Source organism: Actinotalea sp. Marseille-Q4924 (assembly GCF_916618755.1).
Taxonomy (GTDB): Bacteria; Actinomycetota; Actinomycetes; order Actinomycetales; family Cellulomonadaceae; genus Actinotalea.
Genome location: NZ_CAKAKB010000001.1, coordinates 797,166 through 814,356, shown reverse-complemented (window position 1 = coordinate 814,356; position 17,191 = coordinate 797,166). Strand labels below are relative to the sequence as shown.

At 71.2% G+C, this 17,191-nt stretch carries 14 protein-coding genes; 3 read left to right on the top strand and 11 right to left on the bottom strand.

From position 1 onward, the window contains the following. Window positions 1-277 precede the first annotated feature (277 nt). Genes LG379_RS03895 through LG379_RS03875 form a run of 5 tightly spaced genes read right to left on the bottom strand, consistent with a single transcriptional unit; the run spans window position 278 to window position 7,133 of the window. Complete coding sequence (locus LG379_RS03895) at window positions 278-937, bottom strand: response regulator transcription factor (protein WP_225753231.1); 660 nt, start codon at window positions 935-937, stop codon at window positions 278-280. Next, complete coding sequence (locus LG379_RS03890; protein ID WP_225753230.1) at window positions 928-2,700, bottom strand: histidine kinase; 1,773 nt, start codon at window positions 2,698-2,700, stop codon at window positions 928-930. The genes LG379_RS03895 and LG379_RS03890 overlap by 10 nt, the downstream gene beginning before the upstream one ends. Next, the gene (locus tag LG379_RS03885) at window positions 2,697-4,049 is read right to left on the bottom strand and encodes an ATP-binding protein (protein WP_225753229.1); all 1,353 of its coding nucleotides are present in this window, start codon (window positions 4,047-4,049) and stop codon (window positions 2,697-2,699) included. Before LG379_RS03885 ends, LG379_RS03890 begins: the two co-directional genes overlap by 4 nt. After that, entirely contained in the window at window positions 4,046-5,551 is a 1,506-nt protein-coding gene (locus LG379_RS03880; RefSeq protein WP_225753228.1) for a TRAP transporter substrate-binding protein, read from the bottom strand. The genes LG379_RS03885 and LG379_RS03880 overlap by 4 nt, the downstream gene beginning before the upstream one ends. 37 nt (window positions 5,552-5,588) lie before the next feature. Further along, window positions 5,589-7,133, bottom strand: coding sequence for a TRAP transporter substrate-binding protein (locus tag LG379_RS03875; RefSeq protein ID WP_225753227.1), 1,545 nt, complete (start codon window positions 7,131-7,133; stop codon window positions 5,589-5,591). A 425-nt stretch (window positions 7,134-7,558) separates the two neighbouring features. On the opposite strand from LG379_RS03875, the gene LG379_RS03870 reads away from it, so the two are divergent. After that, complete coding sequence (locus LG379_RS03870) at window positions 7,559-8,803, top strand: site-specific integrase (RefSeq protein WP_202595119.1); 1,245 nt, start codon at window positions 7,559-7,561, stop codon at window positions 8,801-8,803. Window positions 8,804-8,906: 103 nt separating this feature from the next. On the opposite strand, the gene LG379_RS03865 is transcribed toward LG379_RS03870, so the two are convergent. The 4 genes from LG379_RS03865 to LG379_RS03850 all read right to left on the bottom strand — a co-directional run bounded on the left by LG379_RS03865 (window position 8,907) and on the right by LG379_RS03850 (window position 11,530). Continuing rightward, window positions 8,907-9,317 (bottom strand): PaaI family thioesterase, encoded by a 411-nt coding sequence (locus tag LG379_RS03865; RefSeq protein WP_225753226.1) that lies wholly within the window; start codon window positions 9,315-9,317, stop codon window positions 8,907-8,909. A 366-nt stretch (window positions 9,318-9,683) separates the two neighbouring features. Next, the gene (locus tag LG379_RS03860) at window positions 9,684-10,538 is read right to left on the bottom strand and encodes an SDR family NAD(P)-dependent oxidoreductase (protein ID WP_081802176.1); all 855 of its coding nucleotides are present in this window, start codon (window positions 10,536-10,538) and stop codon (window positions 9,684-9,686) included. A gap of 72 nt (window positions 10,539-10,610) precedes the next feature. Then, window positions 10,611-10,874 carry a luciferase family protein gene (locus LG379_RS17055; protein ID WP_368731348.1) on the bottom strand — a complete coding sequence of 88 codons (264 nt, stop codon included), beginning with the start codon at window positions 10,872-10,874 and terminating at the stop codon, window positions 10,611-10,613. Window positions 10,875-11,110: 236 nt separating this feature from the next. Further along, entirely contained in the window at window positions 11,111-11,530 is a 420-nt protein-coding gene (locus LG379_RS03850; RefSeq protein ID WP_034221092.1) for a DoxX family protein, read from the bottom strand. A gap of 99 nt (window positions 11,531-11,629) precedes the next feature. Here LG379_RS03850 and LG379_RS03845 point away from each other — a divergent pair, with 99 nt between their 5' ends. Beyond that, complete coding sequence (locus LG379_RS03845) at window positions 11,630-11,977, top strand: helix-turn-helix domain-containing protein (protein ID WP_052022181.1); 348 nt, start codon at window positions 11,630-11,632, stop codon at window positions 11,975-11,977. Window positions 11,978-12,094: 117 nt separating this feature from the next. Here LG379_RS03845 and LG379_RS03840 read toward each other — a convergent pair whose 3' ends face one another. Continuing rightward, on the bottom strand, window positions 12,095-13,108 hold the full coding sequence (locus LG379_RS03840) for an NAD(P)-dependent alcohol dehydrogenase (RefSeq protein WP_034221087.1): 1,014 nt from the start codon (window positions 13,106-13,108) through the stop codon (window positions 12,095-12,097). A gap of 257 nt (window positions 13,109-13,365) precedes the next feature. Then, on the bottom strand, window positions 13,366-16,476 hold the full coding sequence (locus LG379_RS03835; protein ID WP_052022177.1) for an efflux RND transporter permease subunit: 3,111 nt from the start codon (window positions 16,474-16,476) through the stop codon (window positions 13,366-13,368). Between the two features lie 65 nt (window positions 16,477-16,541). Here LG379_RS03835 and LG379_RS03830 point away from each other — a divergent pair, with 65 nt between their 5' ends. Then, window positions 16,542-17,090: a MarR family winged helix-turn-helix transcriptional regulator gene (locus LG379_RS03830; protein ID WP_225753225.1), complete on the top strand. Its 549-nt coding sequence runs from the start codon at window positions 16,542-16,544 to the stop codon at window positions 17,088-17,090. Window positions 17,091-17,191: the final 101 nt, after the last annotated feature.

Below are 17,191 nucleotides of genomic sequence, written 5' to 3'. Positions count from 1 at the left end.
GTCGGGCATCACGCCTCGCACCGTACGCAAGCACCTCGAGGGCACCTTCGCCGTGACGGGTTGCTCCAACCGGACCGCCGTAGCCCTCTGGTGGCAGCGGCACGCATGACCGCGGCCGTGGCCGTCCAGCGCCTGGGGGTGATCCCATCGGTCTCCGGAGGCGCTGCCGCGAGGGACCGGTCGGAGCAGTGCTTCGTGGCCATGGTTCCTGAGTCATCGGGGTTCCCCAGCACGTGCTCGACTCACCGTGCCCGCGAACCGAGGCCGGGCCCGCAGGTCACTCCGCCGGTCGGGAGCCCTTGACGAAGGCGAGCGCCGCGAGCACCCGACGGTGCACATCGGGTCCGGCCCGCAGACCGAGCTTGGGGAGGATCCGTGTGAGGTGGGCCTCGACGGTCCGTTCGGTGATGAACAGCCGCTCGGCAATGGCCTTGTTCGAGAGACCCTCCGCGACGAGGGCGAGCACCTCGACCTCGCGCTCCGACAGCCCGGCGAGCGGTCCTGGGTCCCGCTGCCGCCGCATGAGGGTCCGGACGATGGTGGGGTCGACGAGGGACTCGCCCTCGGTGAGCCGGTGCACGGCGTCGACGAGGACGGCCGCGTCGGAGATCCGCTCCTTGAGCAGGTATCCCACGCCGTCGGGACGCTCCTGGAGGAGCGTGAGGGCGTACCCGGGCTCGATGTACTGCGAGAGGACCAGCACCGCGACGCCGGGATGTGCACCCAGGATCGCGCGTGCGGCCTCGATGCCTTCGGTCGTGTGCGTGGGTGGCATCCGGACATCCACGATCACGAGGTCGGGAGCATCGACGGCCACCGCCGCGAGCAGCGCCTCGGCGTCACCGACCTGAGCGGTGACCTCGTTGCCCGCCCGTGCCAGGACGTGCACGATGCCCTCCCGTGTCAGCAGGCTGTCCTCGGCCACGACTACGCGCACGGGAGCTCCAGGTGCCAGGTGGCCTCCATGCCCTCCATGGTGCCGCCCAGTGCTCCTGAGCGATCGACCAGCGGGCGCACGTCGTGGTCGTCGAGCGGCACGCCGACGACGGTCAGCCGGAGGGTGTCGTCGTCATGGCTGACGGCCAGTCGGACCTGCCCGGCCCCGGCAGCACGGACCGCCGCCGCAGCGACGAGGTACGCCGTCAGCTCGACCGAGGGGTCCACGCGGGGCACAGGCGTGGCGTCCAGGGTCACGACGCCCTCGCTCTCCCGCGCGAGCCCCTCGAGCGCCGGCACCAGTCCGGAGTCGCCGAGCAGCACCGGGTAGATCCCGTGGGCGACGTCCCGTATCTCCCGGGCGGCCTCCGACACCTCGGAGGCGACGGTCGCCAACCGCTCCGCGCGGTCGGGGCGACCCGCCGAGCGCGCGAGCCGGAGCGCCTCCTGGAGTGCGAAGGAAGCGGCGAGCAGCAGGTGCTGCGCGCCGTCGTGCAGGTCGCGCTCGGCCCGTCGGCGCGCGAGGTCCGCCGTCCGGACGGTGCTCCGGCGGCTCTCCGTCAGGTGGCCGAGTCGGAGCATCTGCTCGGCACGGGTCCGCTCGGCCTCGAGCGCGAGGAGTGCGGCAGGACCTAGTGCGTCCTGCAGGTCCCCGGCGCGCGACCGCGGGCCGGCCGTGGTCAGCCGCGCCACCACGTCACCCCCGCGACGGAGCAACGCGCTCCGTCGCGCGGGATCGTCCTGCGGCGGCTCCGAGGGTCGACCGTCCTCGTCGACCCAGACCTCGTCGCCTGCGACGAAGTAGTCCAGACGCGCTCGCGGGTCGCCCAGGCGGGCGGCGACGACCTCGCTCACCGTCGTCGGCGGCGTCACCTCCGTGATCTCCCGTGCAAGGCGCCGCAGTGCCGCGCGCCGCCTCAGGCGGAGCAGCACCCCGGCGGTCAGGCATCCCGCGAGAAGCGCAAGGGCCCCGGCGCGCGTCACCAGCAGGTGCGCGGAGTCCCGAGGAAGCGGACCTCCGACCACCCGTGAGCCCGGCCACCAGGCCCATGCGGCCTCGACGGCAGCGGTCAGGGCGAGCACCAGCTGCGTCACCCGGGATGGGAGGCGATCCGCCCGCGCGTCCACCGATGCCACCGCAGAGGCGCTCGCGGCGACCGACCCCATCAGCACGAGGAGTGCGACGCCGGAGGCGTGAGCCAGCCGAGGCGCGTCGAGGACAGGGGTCACCGATTCGCACCGGACGAGACAACCGACGTCCGAGAAGGGGTCTCGCGAGAGAGCTGTCAGCAGTCCCGACGCACCGAGCACCAGGTAGGCGACGGTCGCGGTGAGCCTCGTGCGCTGCTCCACCGCAGCAGTCGCCTGTTGGGCGCGGCTGGCCAGCGCGAGGTGCAGCAGGGCAGCGGGCAGCAGGCTCGTGAGCGCGAGGCCGGCGCCGCGCACCCACGGCGTGGTCGCCCACAGCGCCGGGGCCAGGGAAGCCCAGCCCACCGCCGCGACCGTCGTGGCGAGTGCCACGTCGGGCGAGGCCGCGCGGCCGCCGGCCACCGTTGCCATCAACGCCGCGCAGGAGAGGCTGACGAGGGCGGTCAGGAACGCGGCTCGCTGGCCCCCGGAGGAGAGCCATTCCAGGGAAGCAGGGCTCCCGGCGAGGTCATCAGGGATCAGCTGCAGGGTGAACGCCGCCACTGAGATCGTCAGGACGGTCGCCAGCACCGCGACGACCACGGTCACCCAGTCGGGCGGGACGGTCCGAGTCACGTCCGTACCGCCTCTCGGACGGGCACCGTGAGGCTGACCCTCGTCCCCCGACCTGGGCGCGAGTCGATCTCCACGCGACCGCCGACCTCCCTGGCCCGGTCCCGCAGGCCGGTAAGGCCGGCGCCCGGCGTGCCGAGCAGGCCCGTGCCGTCGTCGCTGACAACCATCTCCACGACACCGTCGACCGGGTCGTCGACGCGCAGACGCACCCGCACCGCACGTGCCTCGGCGTGCTTCACCACGTTGGCGAGGGCCTCCGCCGCGACGTAGTACACGCAGGCAGCGACCCGCGGCGGCACCGCGTCCCACGACGTCCCGTCGGGCACCTCCAGGGACACCTCGGCCGGCGTCGCCGCGACGAGGCGCGCGAGCGCGGTGCCGAGCCCCGCGGCCAGCGCCTCGGGTGCCAGTCCTGCACCCAGCCCGTCGATCTCGGCGATGGCGAGGCGCAGGTGGTGCAGCGCGCGGACGACAGGGTCGGTGCTCGCGGACGAGGTCGAGGCGTCGCCGGCCAACGCCTCCAGCTGACTCACGGCGTTCTCCAGCCTGACGACCGCGACCTCGTCGAGGGCGCGTCGGATCGCACCACGCTCCTGCGCGTCCACACGTTCGAGACGACGCCGCGACCCTTCGATCTCCACCAGGGTCGCCGCGAGCCGCTCCTGACGCCTCGCCAGCCGACGGTGCAGCTCGTCAGCCGCCGCGCGCGCGATCTCCGCCTGCTCGAGGACGGTCCGTGGGTCCCTGCTGGTCGTCGCGAGCGCCTGCAGCAGTCGCTCGTGCGGTGCCTCGCCGAGCTCGACGGCGATGTCCGTTGCCCACGGCGGCGACCCGGGGCGGACCGCCGCCACGAGCAGGGCGATGACGAGCGCCTGGGTCAGGGCGTATCCGAGCAGCACGGGGACGGCCCAGCTCCGCGACAGGCCGGCTGACGCGAGCAGCGGCGGTGCCGCGAAGGACAGGGATGCCAGGGCGGTTGCGGCGCGCCAGGGGCTCGCCCCGGGTGACTCCCGGCGTCGACGACGCTCGACGGCCGCTGCGAGGAGGATCCCCAGGGCCAGCGTCGTGGCAAGCCATGGCCGGGCCCACGGCCACGGCGTCAGTGCCGCGGCATAGCCGGCGGCGACGACGGAGCGGGCCGTCCGAGAGCGGGGCAGCCAGGTCCCACCGGCGAGGAGGACGTGGACCAGGGGCCCGCGGTGCCAGAGCACGGCCACCGGCAGTGCCAGGCTCGCAAACCACGCGAGAGCGGCGAGCCCGGCGAGCACCGCGAACGTGCGACGGCCGCGCCCGACGACGAGCGCCGCGATCCACGCAGCGCCGACGGCGAGGGCGACCAGGTCGTTCACTCGAGCCGGGTCCAGGCAGTCGAGCCGAAGATGCCCGTGATGAGCAGGTCGCTGCCATGGCCCGACCGCACATCGGTGAGCATGAGCTGGTCGCCGTCGAGACGCCAGCCCGCCGAGTACAGCACCTGCCCCGCTGCTTCGCCGCAGCCCGGTCCTTCCGGACCGAGGGTGACCACGATGCGTCCGTCGACGACGTCGTAGGTGCTGCCGGGACATTCCTGGTCGTCCTCGGGTCCGTACCGTCCGTCGCGGATCACCATCATCCAGACGCCCGCGTGGGCGTGCGCATCCGCGGCGGTGACCCCGACGTCGATCAGCTCCTCGGCGGTGATCTCCTTCCGGTAGACACCTTCGGGGAAGTCGACCGGGATGTTGGCGCTCTGTCCGTCCGTCGAGGACCCGGCGTCGCCGTCCGCGTCGACCTCGGCGCCGTGGCACGGCCGCACCGCCGGTGCCGGCTCGGTCCGGTCGGCGAGGGCGTCGATGCGTTCGGCGAGGGCGTCCACGGCCGGGTCCGCCCGCAGCCCGCCGACGACGTCTGCGGCCGCGTCCTTCCAGGACCGGACCGCGTCGGGGCCGGCCAGCACGACCTTTGCCCGGGGGGCCCGCTCGCACAGCTCCTGCGCCTCCTGGGCCTCCGACGGGCGGGTGCTCGCGGCCCAGGCCGTCGTGTCCACCGCGGCGTCCCGCAGGGCTTGCCGATGTCCGACCGGCAACCGCTGGAGGCGTCCGTCGTTGACGACCAGCGTGAAGGCCAGGGGGTAGGGCGCCACGTCGCCGGCCGCGGCCGGCGCCCCGAGGGGGCCGTCCGCCAGCGCGAACATGCTGTCGAGGACGGTGACGCGGCCGGCTCTCAGCTCCTCGCCGACCTCGGCCCCGTTCGGGTCGTCCGGAGAACCTCCGAAGGCCTCGATCATCGACCAGACCGTCGTCGACAGGGCGGACCGCACACCCACCCCGTCGAGATCGTCCGGGACGACGGGCGGCGCACCATCCGCGAAGAAGTGCCGCATGCCGCCGGGCAGGAGCCCGAGACCGGTGACGCCGCTCCCGTCGAGTCCGGCCAGGAGCTCGTCGGCCACGTCGCCGGTCGCGAGAGCGTCGAGGTGCTCCTCGTCGCGCACGAGGAAGGGGACGTAGAGCGCCGTCAGCGATGGGACGTCGAGCACGTCCCAGGTCTGGGCGGGAAGCAGGGTGAGGTCCAGGTCGCCGTCGACCGCGCGCCGGGCCAGGGCCTGGTTCCAGCCCCTGATCTCGTCGCCCTGCGTCACCTCGATCTCGATCGCGCCGTCGGTCTCCGACGCCACCCGCCGGGCGAACTCCTCGGCGAGGGTCCAGGAGTAGAACCCGGGCGGATCCGCGACCCCGAGCGTGAGACGGACGCTCGGCGCGGCGAAGCCGGCCTGGGAGATGCCGCCGGGCGCACCACACCCGGCTGCGAGGAGTGTGGTCGCCAGCCCCACGACCACGGGGCCGAGCGACCGCGATGCTCCGCCCGGCACGGTGACCTCTCTCGGGCACGCGGAAGTGACCACGAGGCTACTCCTCCAGCCGCTCGAGCGGCTTGGTCCCGAGCAGGGCGCGCGTGAACCACCCGACGTCGGGCGTCGGCGAGAGCTCCCAGTCCGACAACGTCAGGTCGCCGTCGGCCAGGCGCCATGCTGCGTCCGCCACCGTCTGCCCCAGCCCGTCCCCGCAGTCCCACTCGCTCGGCACGGTGGTGGCGGTGAGGACGACGCGGTCGCCGTCCACGATGAACGTGCCGGGGCAGGAGTCGCCGAGTGCCGTGTAGACCAGGTCGTAACGCCCGCGGTCGAAGGTCAGCTGGATGGTGCCCGCGTTGTTGCGTGCGTCCTGCTCAGCGGTGGGGTTGTCCTCCCCGCCCAGGGCCTCGGTCAGGTCCTCGACCGTCCAGGTGATCGCGTAGGTCCCGTCGAGCTCCGTCGGTGCCCCGGCCGGGGCCGCACCCGGCTCCGCCGTGTCACCACCGGGCCCTGTCGTGCCGTCGCAGCCGTCGGGCACGGTGGGCAGCTCGGTCTCGACGTCACGGGTCAGGGCCTCGATCTCGTCGAGGTACAGAGCGACCGTGTCGTCGGCGCGGAGACGTTCGTGGACTGGCTCGACCGCGGCCCTGATGTGGGCCAGCTCCTCCGCCGGGGCGAGACCGAAGGTGAAGCCGTTGGCACAGGCCTGGTCGACGAGCTCCTGCTCGTCGGGCAGCCGGTCGAACGCTGTCGAGCTGGTGGCTTCGACGACATCCAGGAGCGCCGTGCGCTGCTCGGCGCTCAGACCCGCGAGGGTGTCGGGGTTGGCGACCAGCACGCTGACGGACGGCCAGAGCCCGACGTTCAACGACATCGCCCGGGTGGCCCAGTCCGTCTTGTCCGCCATGAACAGCAGCGTGTTGTCGAAGGCGTGGATCGTCCCGTCCTCGATGCCGGCGTTGCGCTCCTCGGGTGTGACCTCCACGGCCGTGGCTCCGAGCGCCTCGACGGTCAGCTCGCTGACGTCCCCGTCCCAGACGAAGAACGGGACGTCCTCGAAGTCGGCCCGGCCGATCAGCGGTTCACCCGCGGCGACAGGGCGTCGCACCGGGCCAGGGAACGCGGCGAGACCGGTGACGCCGACCGACCCCAGACCGTCGAGCATCCGGTCCACGAGGTCCGTCGACCAGACCGCCTCCTGGGCTTCGACGCTGGTCAGCACCATCGGGGCGACGAGCGCGTCGAGGTCGTGCGCGCCCAGCTGACTGAACACCCGCGCACCGACCACCGCCAGGTCGATGGTGCCGTCGGCGACCGCCTGGACGATCCGCTGCTCGCCGTCGCGGGTGTGCTGGACGTCCGCGGACTGGTCGACGGTCATCGAGAGCCCGGAGTCCTCCTGCGTCGCGATCGCGTCCTGCAGGGCCTCGACGTGCGCGTCAGCAAGTCCGCTCGTGAAGGCGAGGCGTAGCTCCGCAGGGGCGGCAGGTGATGTGCTCGCCTGCGCGGGCTCGAGGTCGTCCCCGCCCGAGCAGCCCGCGACGAGCATCGCGGAGACGACGGACATGGCCGACAAGCGGGTGAAGTGAGTCGTGTTCATGCCCTCCACGGTCTGACGTGACCGTCACCGCAGGCATCGGTGCGAGCACCACACTCCGGCGCCCCGGTACGTGGCCAGCCACACACCCGAGGCACACTCCCATCACCTGATCCCGACGGTGAGGTGTTCGTCGCAGGCACGGGACGTGTCCGGTTCGACGAGAAGCACGGCACGACATCCCCACGGTCCCCACAGCGGCCGTGGCGGCTCTGCTCGTCCAGCGCCGGCAGGTCGCCTGGGGACGACGGACCGCGGGGCGCGCGGCTCCGTGCCCGACGACGAAGGCCCGGACCATCAGGTCCGGGCCTTCGTCATGAGTAGCGGGGGCAGGATTTGAACCTGCGACCTCTGGGTTATGAGTGCAGGCCCTCTTGCCAGGGGACGACGCCTGAGTAGGCTCAATGCATGCATCTACCCACATCAGCATGGGTTTCGCGTACGCCGGCGTTCGCCGCTGTTCGCCAGTGCCCGGCGGCGTCTGCCCACATTGGGCCCACATGTCGGCCGGGGTGGTCGAGATGGCGTGGGTGACCGTGCGGCGGGCCGAGGACGGCAAGAAGCGGTACCAGGGCCGCTACCGCGACGCCTCAGGAGCCAAGCGCACCGTCGGGACTTTCAGCACCGACAAGGCCGCCATGCAGGCCGCTGTCCGCGCCGAGATCGCGCTCGCCGAGGGGACGTGGATCGACCCACGGGCCGGACGCATCACCTTCAAGGAGTATGCCCAGAACGTGTGGCTGCCCTCGCGCCACCTGGAGGTCACCACCTACGCCGCGTACGCCTCGAACCTGCGCATCCACTTCGTCCCCTTCTTCGGGGACTACCCAATGGCGCGGATCATGCCTGCCCTGGTCCAGGAGTGGGTCAACCAGGCGGCCAAACCCACGACGATCGCCGACAAGCGACGCAAGGGCCTGTCCGCGCGGTCCATCGTCAAGTACCACGTGATGCTGCACTCGATCTTCGCCCGAGCCGTGGCCGACCGGATCATCCCCTTCAACCCCTGCGCGGCGACCGACCTTCCGAAGGTGATCACCACCAGGACCCGCACCCTCACCCCGGATGAGTACACCCGGCTGCTGGCGCAGATCCCGCCGCGCTTCACGGTCATGGTCATGACGGCCATCGAGACCGGCCTGCGATGGGGCGAGCTCGTCGCGCTACGACCCCGGCACGTGGACACCGAGGCCCGCACGGTGACCGTGCAGGACACCATCGTGGAGGTGTCCACCAAGGACTCCCCAACCGGGCGCCGTATGATCGTCAAGCCCTACCCCAAGGACGACGAGCCGCGCACCGTCGCGGTCTCCCAGGATCTGATCGACGCCCTCCTCGCGCGGATCGATGACCTCGGCCTGGGACCGGCCGACCTGCTCTTCCCTTCCCGTGAGACCGAAGGAGGCCAACCCCTCTCGCGGGGCACGTTCAACACCCGCTACTGGCGGCCGGCCGTTCAACGCTCCGGCATCGACTTTCCCGTTCGCATGCACGACCTACGTCACGCACACGCATCCTGGCTGCTGGCCGGAGGAGCGGACCTTCTCTCCGTGATGGAGCGAATGGGCCACGCGCAGATCCAGACCACCCAGAAGTACCTGCACACCCTCGGCGACGCCGATCAGCGCGCACTCGCCGCCTTTCACGCCACCCGCTCCCGCGCCTCGAGGTGACCCACCCCGGGCTTCAAGCGAAGCGGTTCCGCGGGCCTCGGGCGCGTGGCGGGTTCAGGGTCCGGCTGGAGCTCGCGCGCACAGATCGCTGTCGAGACACGCACTACCCGCGTTGCTGGCCCACCGCGCTCTCCCGGCCGGTGTCACGGTGGTCATTCGTGACGGGTGGTGTCGGGCCACCGCCGGAGACGCCTCCGTGCCGGGCGAAGTGTTCGACGTCGACCGTGATGAACACCGCGCTCGACGTGGCCACGGTGCGTTCATCCAGGTCGCTCACGGTGGCGACGACGAAGACCTTGCGGTCCTCCCGGCTCGTCACCGTCGCCTCGATCCGGTAGGTGACTCCGACGAGCACCGGTGACAGGTAGTCCACTGTGAGCTGGCGGGTGACGGCCGGCGTTCCGACCAGGTAGGGCAGGAACCCGAACAGGTCGTCAAGGACGGTGGCGACGGCGCCGCCGTGCACGACTCCGGGAGCTCCGACGTGGCGCTCGTCGAAGACATGGTCAGCCATCACCCCGTCCCCACGGCGGTGGACCTGGAGGTGATGGCCGTGGGGGTTGTCCGGGCCGCAGCCAAGGCACCGTTCATGGTGCGGTTGCAGGAGCGCGCCCTCTGAGTGGGGCCCGGCCCTCTCGGTCCAGTGCGCGAGCATCGTTGCCATGTCAGGCATCAACTTCGTTGACCTTTCGCCATGCCGCGACCAGCGCCGCGGTCCGTGTTTGCCGGAGGGATCAGGTGGTGGCGGCCAACAGCACGACCGCGAGGCCCCGGCCGCGGGCGGGCCAGATCGGCGGCACCGAAGGGTCGGCGGCGTCGGTCACCGTCAGGCGCGCAGAGGGCAGGGAGCGTCGTCGAGGGCTCGCCTACATCCTCACTGTCAGGCGGTGGGGGCGTTGGTCAGCTTCTTCATCACCTCGCCGAAGATCTGTTCGATCTCGGGGTCGGGGCGGCCGACGCCGCCACCTGCGACCCAGCCGCCGTCGACGACCAGGTTCGCACCTGTGACGTAGTCCGCCTCGTCCGAGCACAGGTACACAGCTGCCATGGCGATGTCCTCCGGCCGCCCCACGCGCGGGTTGAGCAGTGCGCGTTCGACAGGTGCGCGCCCGCCGGCCTCCAGCAGCGGTCGTGTCGCGGGGGTGTCGATGAACCCTGGGGAGACGGTGTTGACGCGGATGTTCCACGGTGACAGCTCGACGGCGAGATTGGTCGTCAGGCGCAGGACGGCGCCTTTGGCGACGTTGTGCACGAGGTTGCCCGCGACGTTGCCGGGCATGGCCGAGCCGACCATCGCGGCGACCGAGCCGGTGTTGAGGATGGTGCCGCGGCCCTTGCGCTTGAAGACCGGCAGGGCCTTCTGGATGGCCAGGAACAAGATGGTGACCTCGTTGGTCATGTCGAAGTCCCAGTCCGCGCGGGTCAAGGACTCGATGGTGCCGCCGCGGACACCCGAGGCGTTGTTGTACAGGATGTCGAAGTCGCCGTACTGCTCGACGGCGAAGTCGATCCAGCGCTGCACCGCGGCTTCGTCGCCCAGGTTCAGCGGCTGCATCGAGACCATCTCACCGCCCTGCGCCCGGACGAGCTCGACGGTCTGTTCGGCTAGTTCCGCCTTGAGATCGCACCCGACGATCTTGGCGCCTTCAGCGGCGAAGGCGAGGGCGGCGGCCCGTCCCTGACCGTCCGCCGTACCGGTGATGAGGGCAACCTTGCCCTCGAGTCGTCCTGCCATGAGGCACTCCTCCTTGAGTGATCTTCGGATCGGGCGCGGACCGGAGAGTCGGGCCGCGGCGTCTTTGCCCGCTCAGGTTTTCGCTCTGAGCGAACGCGTCGAACCAGTTGCGTATGCGTAGGACGCCCGGACGAGGCCGGCGGCGATGTCCGCCTCGTGCGCGTCCCGTGGCGCGTAGACCATGACCGCACCCGGCGAGATGAGCCCGAGGCGGGCGATGGGGTGCTGCTCGGCCCAGCCGGCGTCGATGGCGGCTTCGGCGGCCGCCGACGGCAGTACCAGGTGAAGGGAGTGGTCAGGGGCCGGGTGGAGGTGGGCGAACTCGGTGTCGATCATGAACGCGTCGGGTGGCCCTCGGTGTGGGCCCCGAGGCAGCGTGAGCGCTTGTGCACCCGGGACAGAGATCGTCGAGGCCGCCCAGACCACATCCGGCAGGTCGGCGAGCTGCCCGATGAGGCGCTGCCGTGGTCGGTCGTCGCTCGGCTGCTGGTCGAGCTGGGTGTGCGGGTTGGTCGGGGTCGTCGAGGGTCGCGGGCCCGGGCGCTCGGGCATGGCCACGGGAACCGCGCCGCTCATGACAGGCTGAACAGCGGGCCGACCAGGACCAGGCCCAGATCGTCACCGAGGTAGGCGAAGACGGCGAACATCACCAGTGCCGCTCCGGCCAGGGCCAGGTCCTTGAGAAACTGAGTCTGCTCCATGGCCTTGGCGCCGGGGTCGGTCTCGGCCCAGAAGCCGTGCATGATGAAGGCTGTGGGCACCAGGAAGGTCACCAGCAGGAGGGCGCCGACGTCGGGCCAGATCCCCAGGGCCACCATCAGTGCGCCGGCCAGGAGCTGCAGCCCGGTCAGCGGGACCATCAGGTTGGCGGCAGGCACTCCCTTGCCGGTGGCGTAACCGGCCATCATCTGCCGCTGTGTGAGGTGGCCAAAGCCTGAGCCGAGGAAGAGCAAGGCGAAGACCACCCTGCCGATGAGCACCAGGACCTCCACGTCACCCTTCCAGGTCGCCGCTTACCAGATGTAAGTGATTGAGGTATAGCAGTACCCTGGGCGCGGGTCAATCACCCTTGAGCGGACGTGGAGGGCGAGGTGGCGGACGAGGCGGTCGGTCCCGCGGGCGACGACTGCGGTCGCTACTGCCCGTCGTTCCACCAGACCGTCGAGCTGCTCGGTCGACGGTGGAACGGTGTCATTCTTCACGCCCTGATGGCCCACGCGGAGCGCTTCAGTGAGATCCGCGCCGTCATCCCCGGGCTCTCGGACCGCCTGCTGGCCGAGAGGCTACGGGAGCTGGAACGCGAAGGACTCCTCTCGCGCACGTGCCCGATCGGCGCAGGCGCACCGCGCTACGTGCTGACGGCGAAGGGGCGGGCCCTCGGACCGGTCATCGACGCGATAGCTTCCTGGGCAGCAGAATGGAGCCGGGCGGCTGACTAGCCCGGACCGGGTCATGTCTGCTGTCTTCGGCCAGGCGGTGATGGCGGCGGGCGCCGCGTCAGCGCATGGTGCCGCTCGCCGTGGCAGACGCGCCTAGCGGGACGTGGACGAGTGTGCTCAAGGGATCAGGACGGCACGGCCCTGGACCTGCCCGGCGGCGAGGCGCGCGAACACGTCGTTGATCTCGCCCAGCGGATACCGCTCGATCGTGGAGACCAGGCGCCCGGTCCGGGCCATGGCGAGGACCTCCTCCAGCTCGTTGCGGCTGCCCCAGCTGCTGCTGGTCAGCGTCGCCTGGACGGGCAGGGAGAAGAACGAGAACGGGAAGGAACCTCCCGCCAGGCCCACCAGGACGAACAGGCCCTGCGGGCCCAGCGACGAGGCCCCCAGCCTCATCGTCGCGTCGGCCCCGACGAAGTCCAGCGCGACCGCCGCGCCTTCGCCGTGGCTGGCGGCCTTGATCTGCTCCATGGCGTCGGCGTCTGCCGGGTCGACCACCTGGTCGGCACCGAGTTCCAGGGCGAGGCGCCGCTTGTCCGCCGAGCTGTCGACGACAACCACCGTCGCCGGGGAGAGGAGCTTGAGGAACTGCAGCCCGTACTGGCCGAGCCCACCGGCGCCCACCAGCACCGCCGTGGTGCCGGGCACCAGACGCGGGAGGGCCTTCTTCACCGCCGAGTACGGGGTGAGCGCCGCGTCGGTCAGCGGGGCAGCGAGCGCCGGGTCCAGGTCGCCAGCGGCCAGCAGGTGCCGGGTGCTCGGCACGACCATGTAGTCCGCGTAGCCACCGTCGGGGCCGATACCGCCCCACCGCATGGTGTCGCACAGCTGCTCCTGGCCACCCAAGCACACACGGCAGCGGCCGCAGCCCCACCCACCGAACACCACGACGGGCTCACCGATCTCAAAGCCCTCGGCGCCCGGACCGATGGCGTCCACCCACCCGGCGTTCTCGTGCCCCAGCAGGGCGGGAAGGTGGACGGGGATCTCCCCCGCCCGGACGTGCAGGTCGGAGTGGCACGCGCCGGACCCGCCGACGCGGACCCGAACCTCACCGGCACCGGGCTCCGGCGTCGGAACCTCCTCCACCACGAAGTCACCGCCGAACTCGTGCAACCGCGCTGCCTTCATCGCCTAACCCCTTCGTTGAGGTCGTGCTGCAGGAGCCTGACCCGGTATCCCGGACGGCTCGTTGATCGTGCCACGGCCACTGCGGCGGTGTGAAGGTCCGCCAAGTCGTTCGGGCACCGGTAGCTGAGGCCGGGGTGGCGCCGGCACTCGAAGGTCGCCGAGGCGCGCTCGGCCTGGTTGGCACAGGTGCGCCGGTCCACGGTCGACCGGAACGGCTGTGAATCACGACCCGCCGGAGACCGCCGGGGGTGTCAGTGTCAGGCTGGGAGGGTGGTGGCCGTCCGGCGGCCTCGGCGCTCACGCAGGGCCGCGCTGGCGCGTTCGGTCAGGTTGTACAGGACCGGGACGAGCACCAGGGTCAGGAGGGTGGAGGTGGTCAGCCCGCCGATGACCACCAGGGCCAGCGGCTGGGAGATGAAGACGCTGCCGCCTGTCAGTCCCAGTGCCATGGGGGTCAGGGCGCCGATGGTCGCTGCGGCGGTCATCAGGATCGGCCGCAGGCGGTATCGGGACCCCTCGATCACGGCGTCGACCACGCTCAGGCCCTGCTCGCGCTTCTGGTTGACCAGGTCGATGAGCACGATCGCGTTGGTCACCACGATGCCGACCAGCATGAGGAGCCCGATCAGCGACGGCACGCCCAGGGGTGTGCCGGTGAGCAGCAGCAGGGCCAGTGCTCCGGTGGCGGCGAACGGCACCGACACCAGGAGGATGAGCGGCTGCAGCAGGGAGCGGAACGTGGCGACCATCACCAGGTAGACGATGGCGATGGAGGCCAGCAGGGCCACGTACAGGTCGGCGAACGCTGACTGCTGCTCGGCGCTGACGCCTGCGATCTCGGCTTCTGCGCCGTCGGGCAGGTCGAGGGCGTCGAGCTGTTCCTGCAGCCGGGTGGTGATACCGCCGAGGTTCTGATCGGTCGCGGTGGCGGTCACCGTGGCCGTGCGCTGCCCGTCCTGTCGGGTCAGGCTGGTGGGCTGCTGGACCTCGCTGACCTCGGCGACCTGCCCCAGGGGAACGATCCCGGTGGCGGTGGGGACAGGGGTGTCGCGCAGGGCCTGGACGTCGCCGGGGGCCTGGCCCAGGAGCACCACGACGTCGGTGGTGCGCCCGGCGATGTCCGCCTGGCCGATCGGCGCACCACGGAGCAGGCCGGCCACCGCCTGCCCGATAGCGCTCTCGCTGGTGCCAGCCTGGGTCGCTGCCGCCCGGTCGACCTGGATCTGGACCGCTGGTGCGTCTGAGGCAAGGTTGTTCACGACGTCGGTCGTGCCCTGGACGTCCGCCATGGCCTCGGCGACCAGATCTGCGGCCTCGCGCAGCGTCTGGTCGTCGTCGGCACGGACCACGACCTCCACCGGCGGCAACCCGAACCCGGCCTGCCCGGTGGTCACGGTCAGCTCCCCGGCGTCCTCCACGTCCGCGATCGCGGCACGAAGGTCCTGCTCGACCCGGGCCTGGTCGGCGTCCAGGTCGGTGGTGATCGCGAAGGTGGCCGTGTTCGACCCGCCGCCACCGCCCAGGAAGGCGGTCTGCAGCCCGCTTCCACCCGAGCCCACGGTCACCTGGTAGGTCTCGACGCCGTCCAGCTCGGCGATGACCTCCTCGACCTGCCGTGCGGCGGCGTCGGTGACCTCCAGGCTCGTGCCGGCCGGAAGCTGCTGGTCGACGCTGAGGGTATTCTGCCCGGCGTCGCCGATGAAGTTGGTCTCCAGCCTCGTGCCGGCCGCGAGGGTCCCGCCGAGGACGGCGACGGCGATGGCGAGAGTGATCAGCGGGTGGGCGATGGCCCCTCGGAGCACCGGCAGGTAGCTGCGCTGGAGAAGTCCGTGGCGCTCGCCCTGCTCGACACGGTCCCGGTCCACAGCCGCGTGCTGATGGTCGGCCGGGGCGCGCAGGAACCAGTAGGCCAGCACCGGGATGATGGTCAAGGAGACGACCAGCGAGGCCAGCAGGGCCACGGCCACGGTGAAGGCGAAGGGCCGGAACAGCTCGCCGACCTGACCGCCGACGATCCCGATCGGCACGAACACCGCCGCGGTGGTGATGGTGGAGGACGTCACGGCGCCGGCGACCTCACGCACCGCGGTCAAGATCGCTTGCGCCTTGGGCTCGCCGTAGCCGAGGTGGCGCTTGATGTTCTCGATCACCACGATCGAGTCGTCCACGACCCGTCCGACCGCGACCGTCAGCGCCCCCAGGGTCAGGATGTTCAGCGAGTACCCACCGACCAGCAGCCCGGTCATCGCTATCAGCAACGACAGCGGGATCGAGATCGCGGTAACCAAGGTGGAGCGCAGTGACAGCAGGAAGAGCATGATCACGATCACGGCGAAGATCAGGCCGAGGAGGCCCTCGGTGCTCAGGTCCTCGATCGACTTCTCGATGAACGGGGCCTGGTCGAAGACCACGTCGACCGCAGCACCCTCACCCAGCGCCGCCTCGATCCCCGGGATCAGGTCCCGCACGTCATGGGAGACGCTGACGGTGTTGCCGTCAGGGGTCTTGGTGATCGCCAGAGCGACGCTCGCCTGACCGTTGGTCCGGGCATAGGAGGTGGCGGGAACCTGTGCCTGCTCGACCGTGGCCACGTCTCCCAGCAGGACCGGTGCCCCTGAGGGGTCAGCGGTGGGCAGCGGGATCGCCGCGATGTCCTGCACCGAGGACAACCGCTCGCCCACCACGACGTTCAGGGAGCGCTGCCCGTCGGTGACCGTGCCGGCCGGGATGACCGCACCGTTGGCCTGCAGTGCCGAAGTGAGAGCATCCAGGCCGATCCCCGCGGCCCCCAGGGCCACGGGGTCCGGAACGATCTCGACCCGCGTCTCCCGCGCCCCGGACAGGGTGACCTCCCGAACCCCCTCCAGGCCCCGCAACCGCGGAACGACCTCTTCCTCCACCCGGGTCACGAGCTCCTGCTCGTCCAGCTGCGGGGCGGCCACCGCCAGCTGCACCACCGGGAGCTGGTCGATGCTGCCGGTGATCACAGACGGTGTGACGCCCGTCGGCAGGCCGGTGCCCGCCCGGGTCACGGCCTGCTCCAGGTCCTGCTGGGCCGCCTGCAGGTCGGTACCGTAGGCCAGCTCCACCGACACCACCGACAGGCTGTTGCGGCTCGTGGACTCGGTCCCCTCCAGACCTTCCACACCGCTGACGGCAGCCTCGACCACCTCGGTCACCTGCCGCTCGACCACGTCCGGCGCCGCACCCGGGAGAGGCGTCACCACCACCGCGAGCGGGATCTCCAAGGACGGGATGAGCTCCTGCTTCAGCGACGTCGTCGACAAGACGCCCGCCACGATGAGGATCAACGTCGCCAGTGCCACCACGGCGCGGTTGGCAAGGCTCAGCCGGGCAAGACGAGTCATGGAGATCTCCCGTATAGTCGGTGCGAGGTGAATAGTACGGGCTGACCGAAGAATCGAGTCACACGGTGGAACGCGATGCGGTGATGGCGGCGATCGCCGAGGACGAGGCGGCGCTGATCCGCCTCTTCTCGCGGGCCCAGTTCACCGCTCTGCTGCAGACGACCTTGACGATGCAGCAGCTGAAGGTGCTGCTGCTGCTGCACGCCGACGGCTCCCTGATGAGCCACGAGCTGGCCGACGCACTGAAGATCAGCCCGGCGTCGGTGACCGGCCTGGTGGACAGGCTCGAACACCGGGGGCTCGTCGAGCGCGTGGCCGACCCGACCGACCGGCGCGCCCGACAGGTGCATCCCACAGCTCAAGGCTCACAGCTGGTGGACACGTTGATGGCCGAAGGCGCCGGACATCGCGTCGCGCTCCTGTCCCTCCTGGACGACGACAGCGTGCGGACCATAGCCACGGCATTCGCGGCGCTGCGGCGAGCCGCAGAGCAGGTCTACGGTGACGAGGTCAGTGGAGCGCCAGAAAGGCCATCGGGGCCGGTGACGCCGCCGGAAGAGGCAGATCGAACCGTGCGGGCGGTCCGAGCGGCCGTCCGCGCTGGCAGCAGGTGACCGAAGCCCGTGCGCTCGTGTGAGTGGGTGGTCATGCCCGCGGCCCCGGTGAACGGGCTTGGCGCCGCTCGAGCCGGAAAGACCTGCACCTGCGCTGAGCG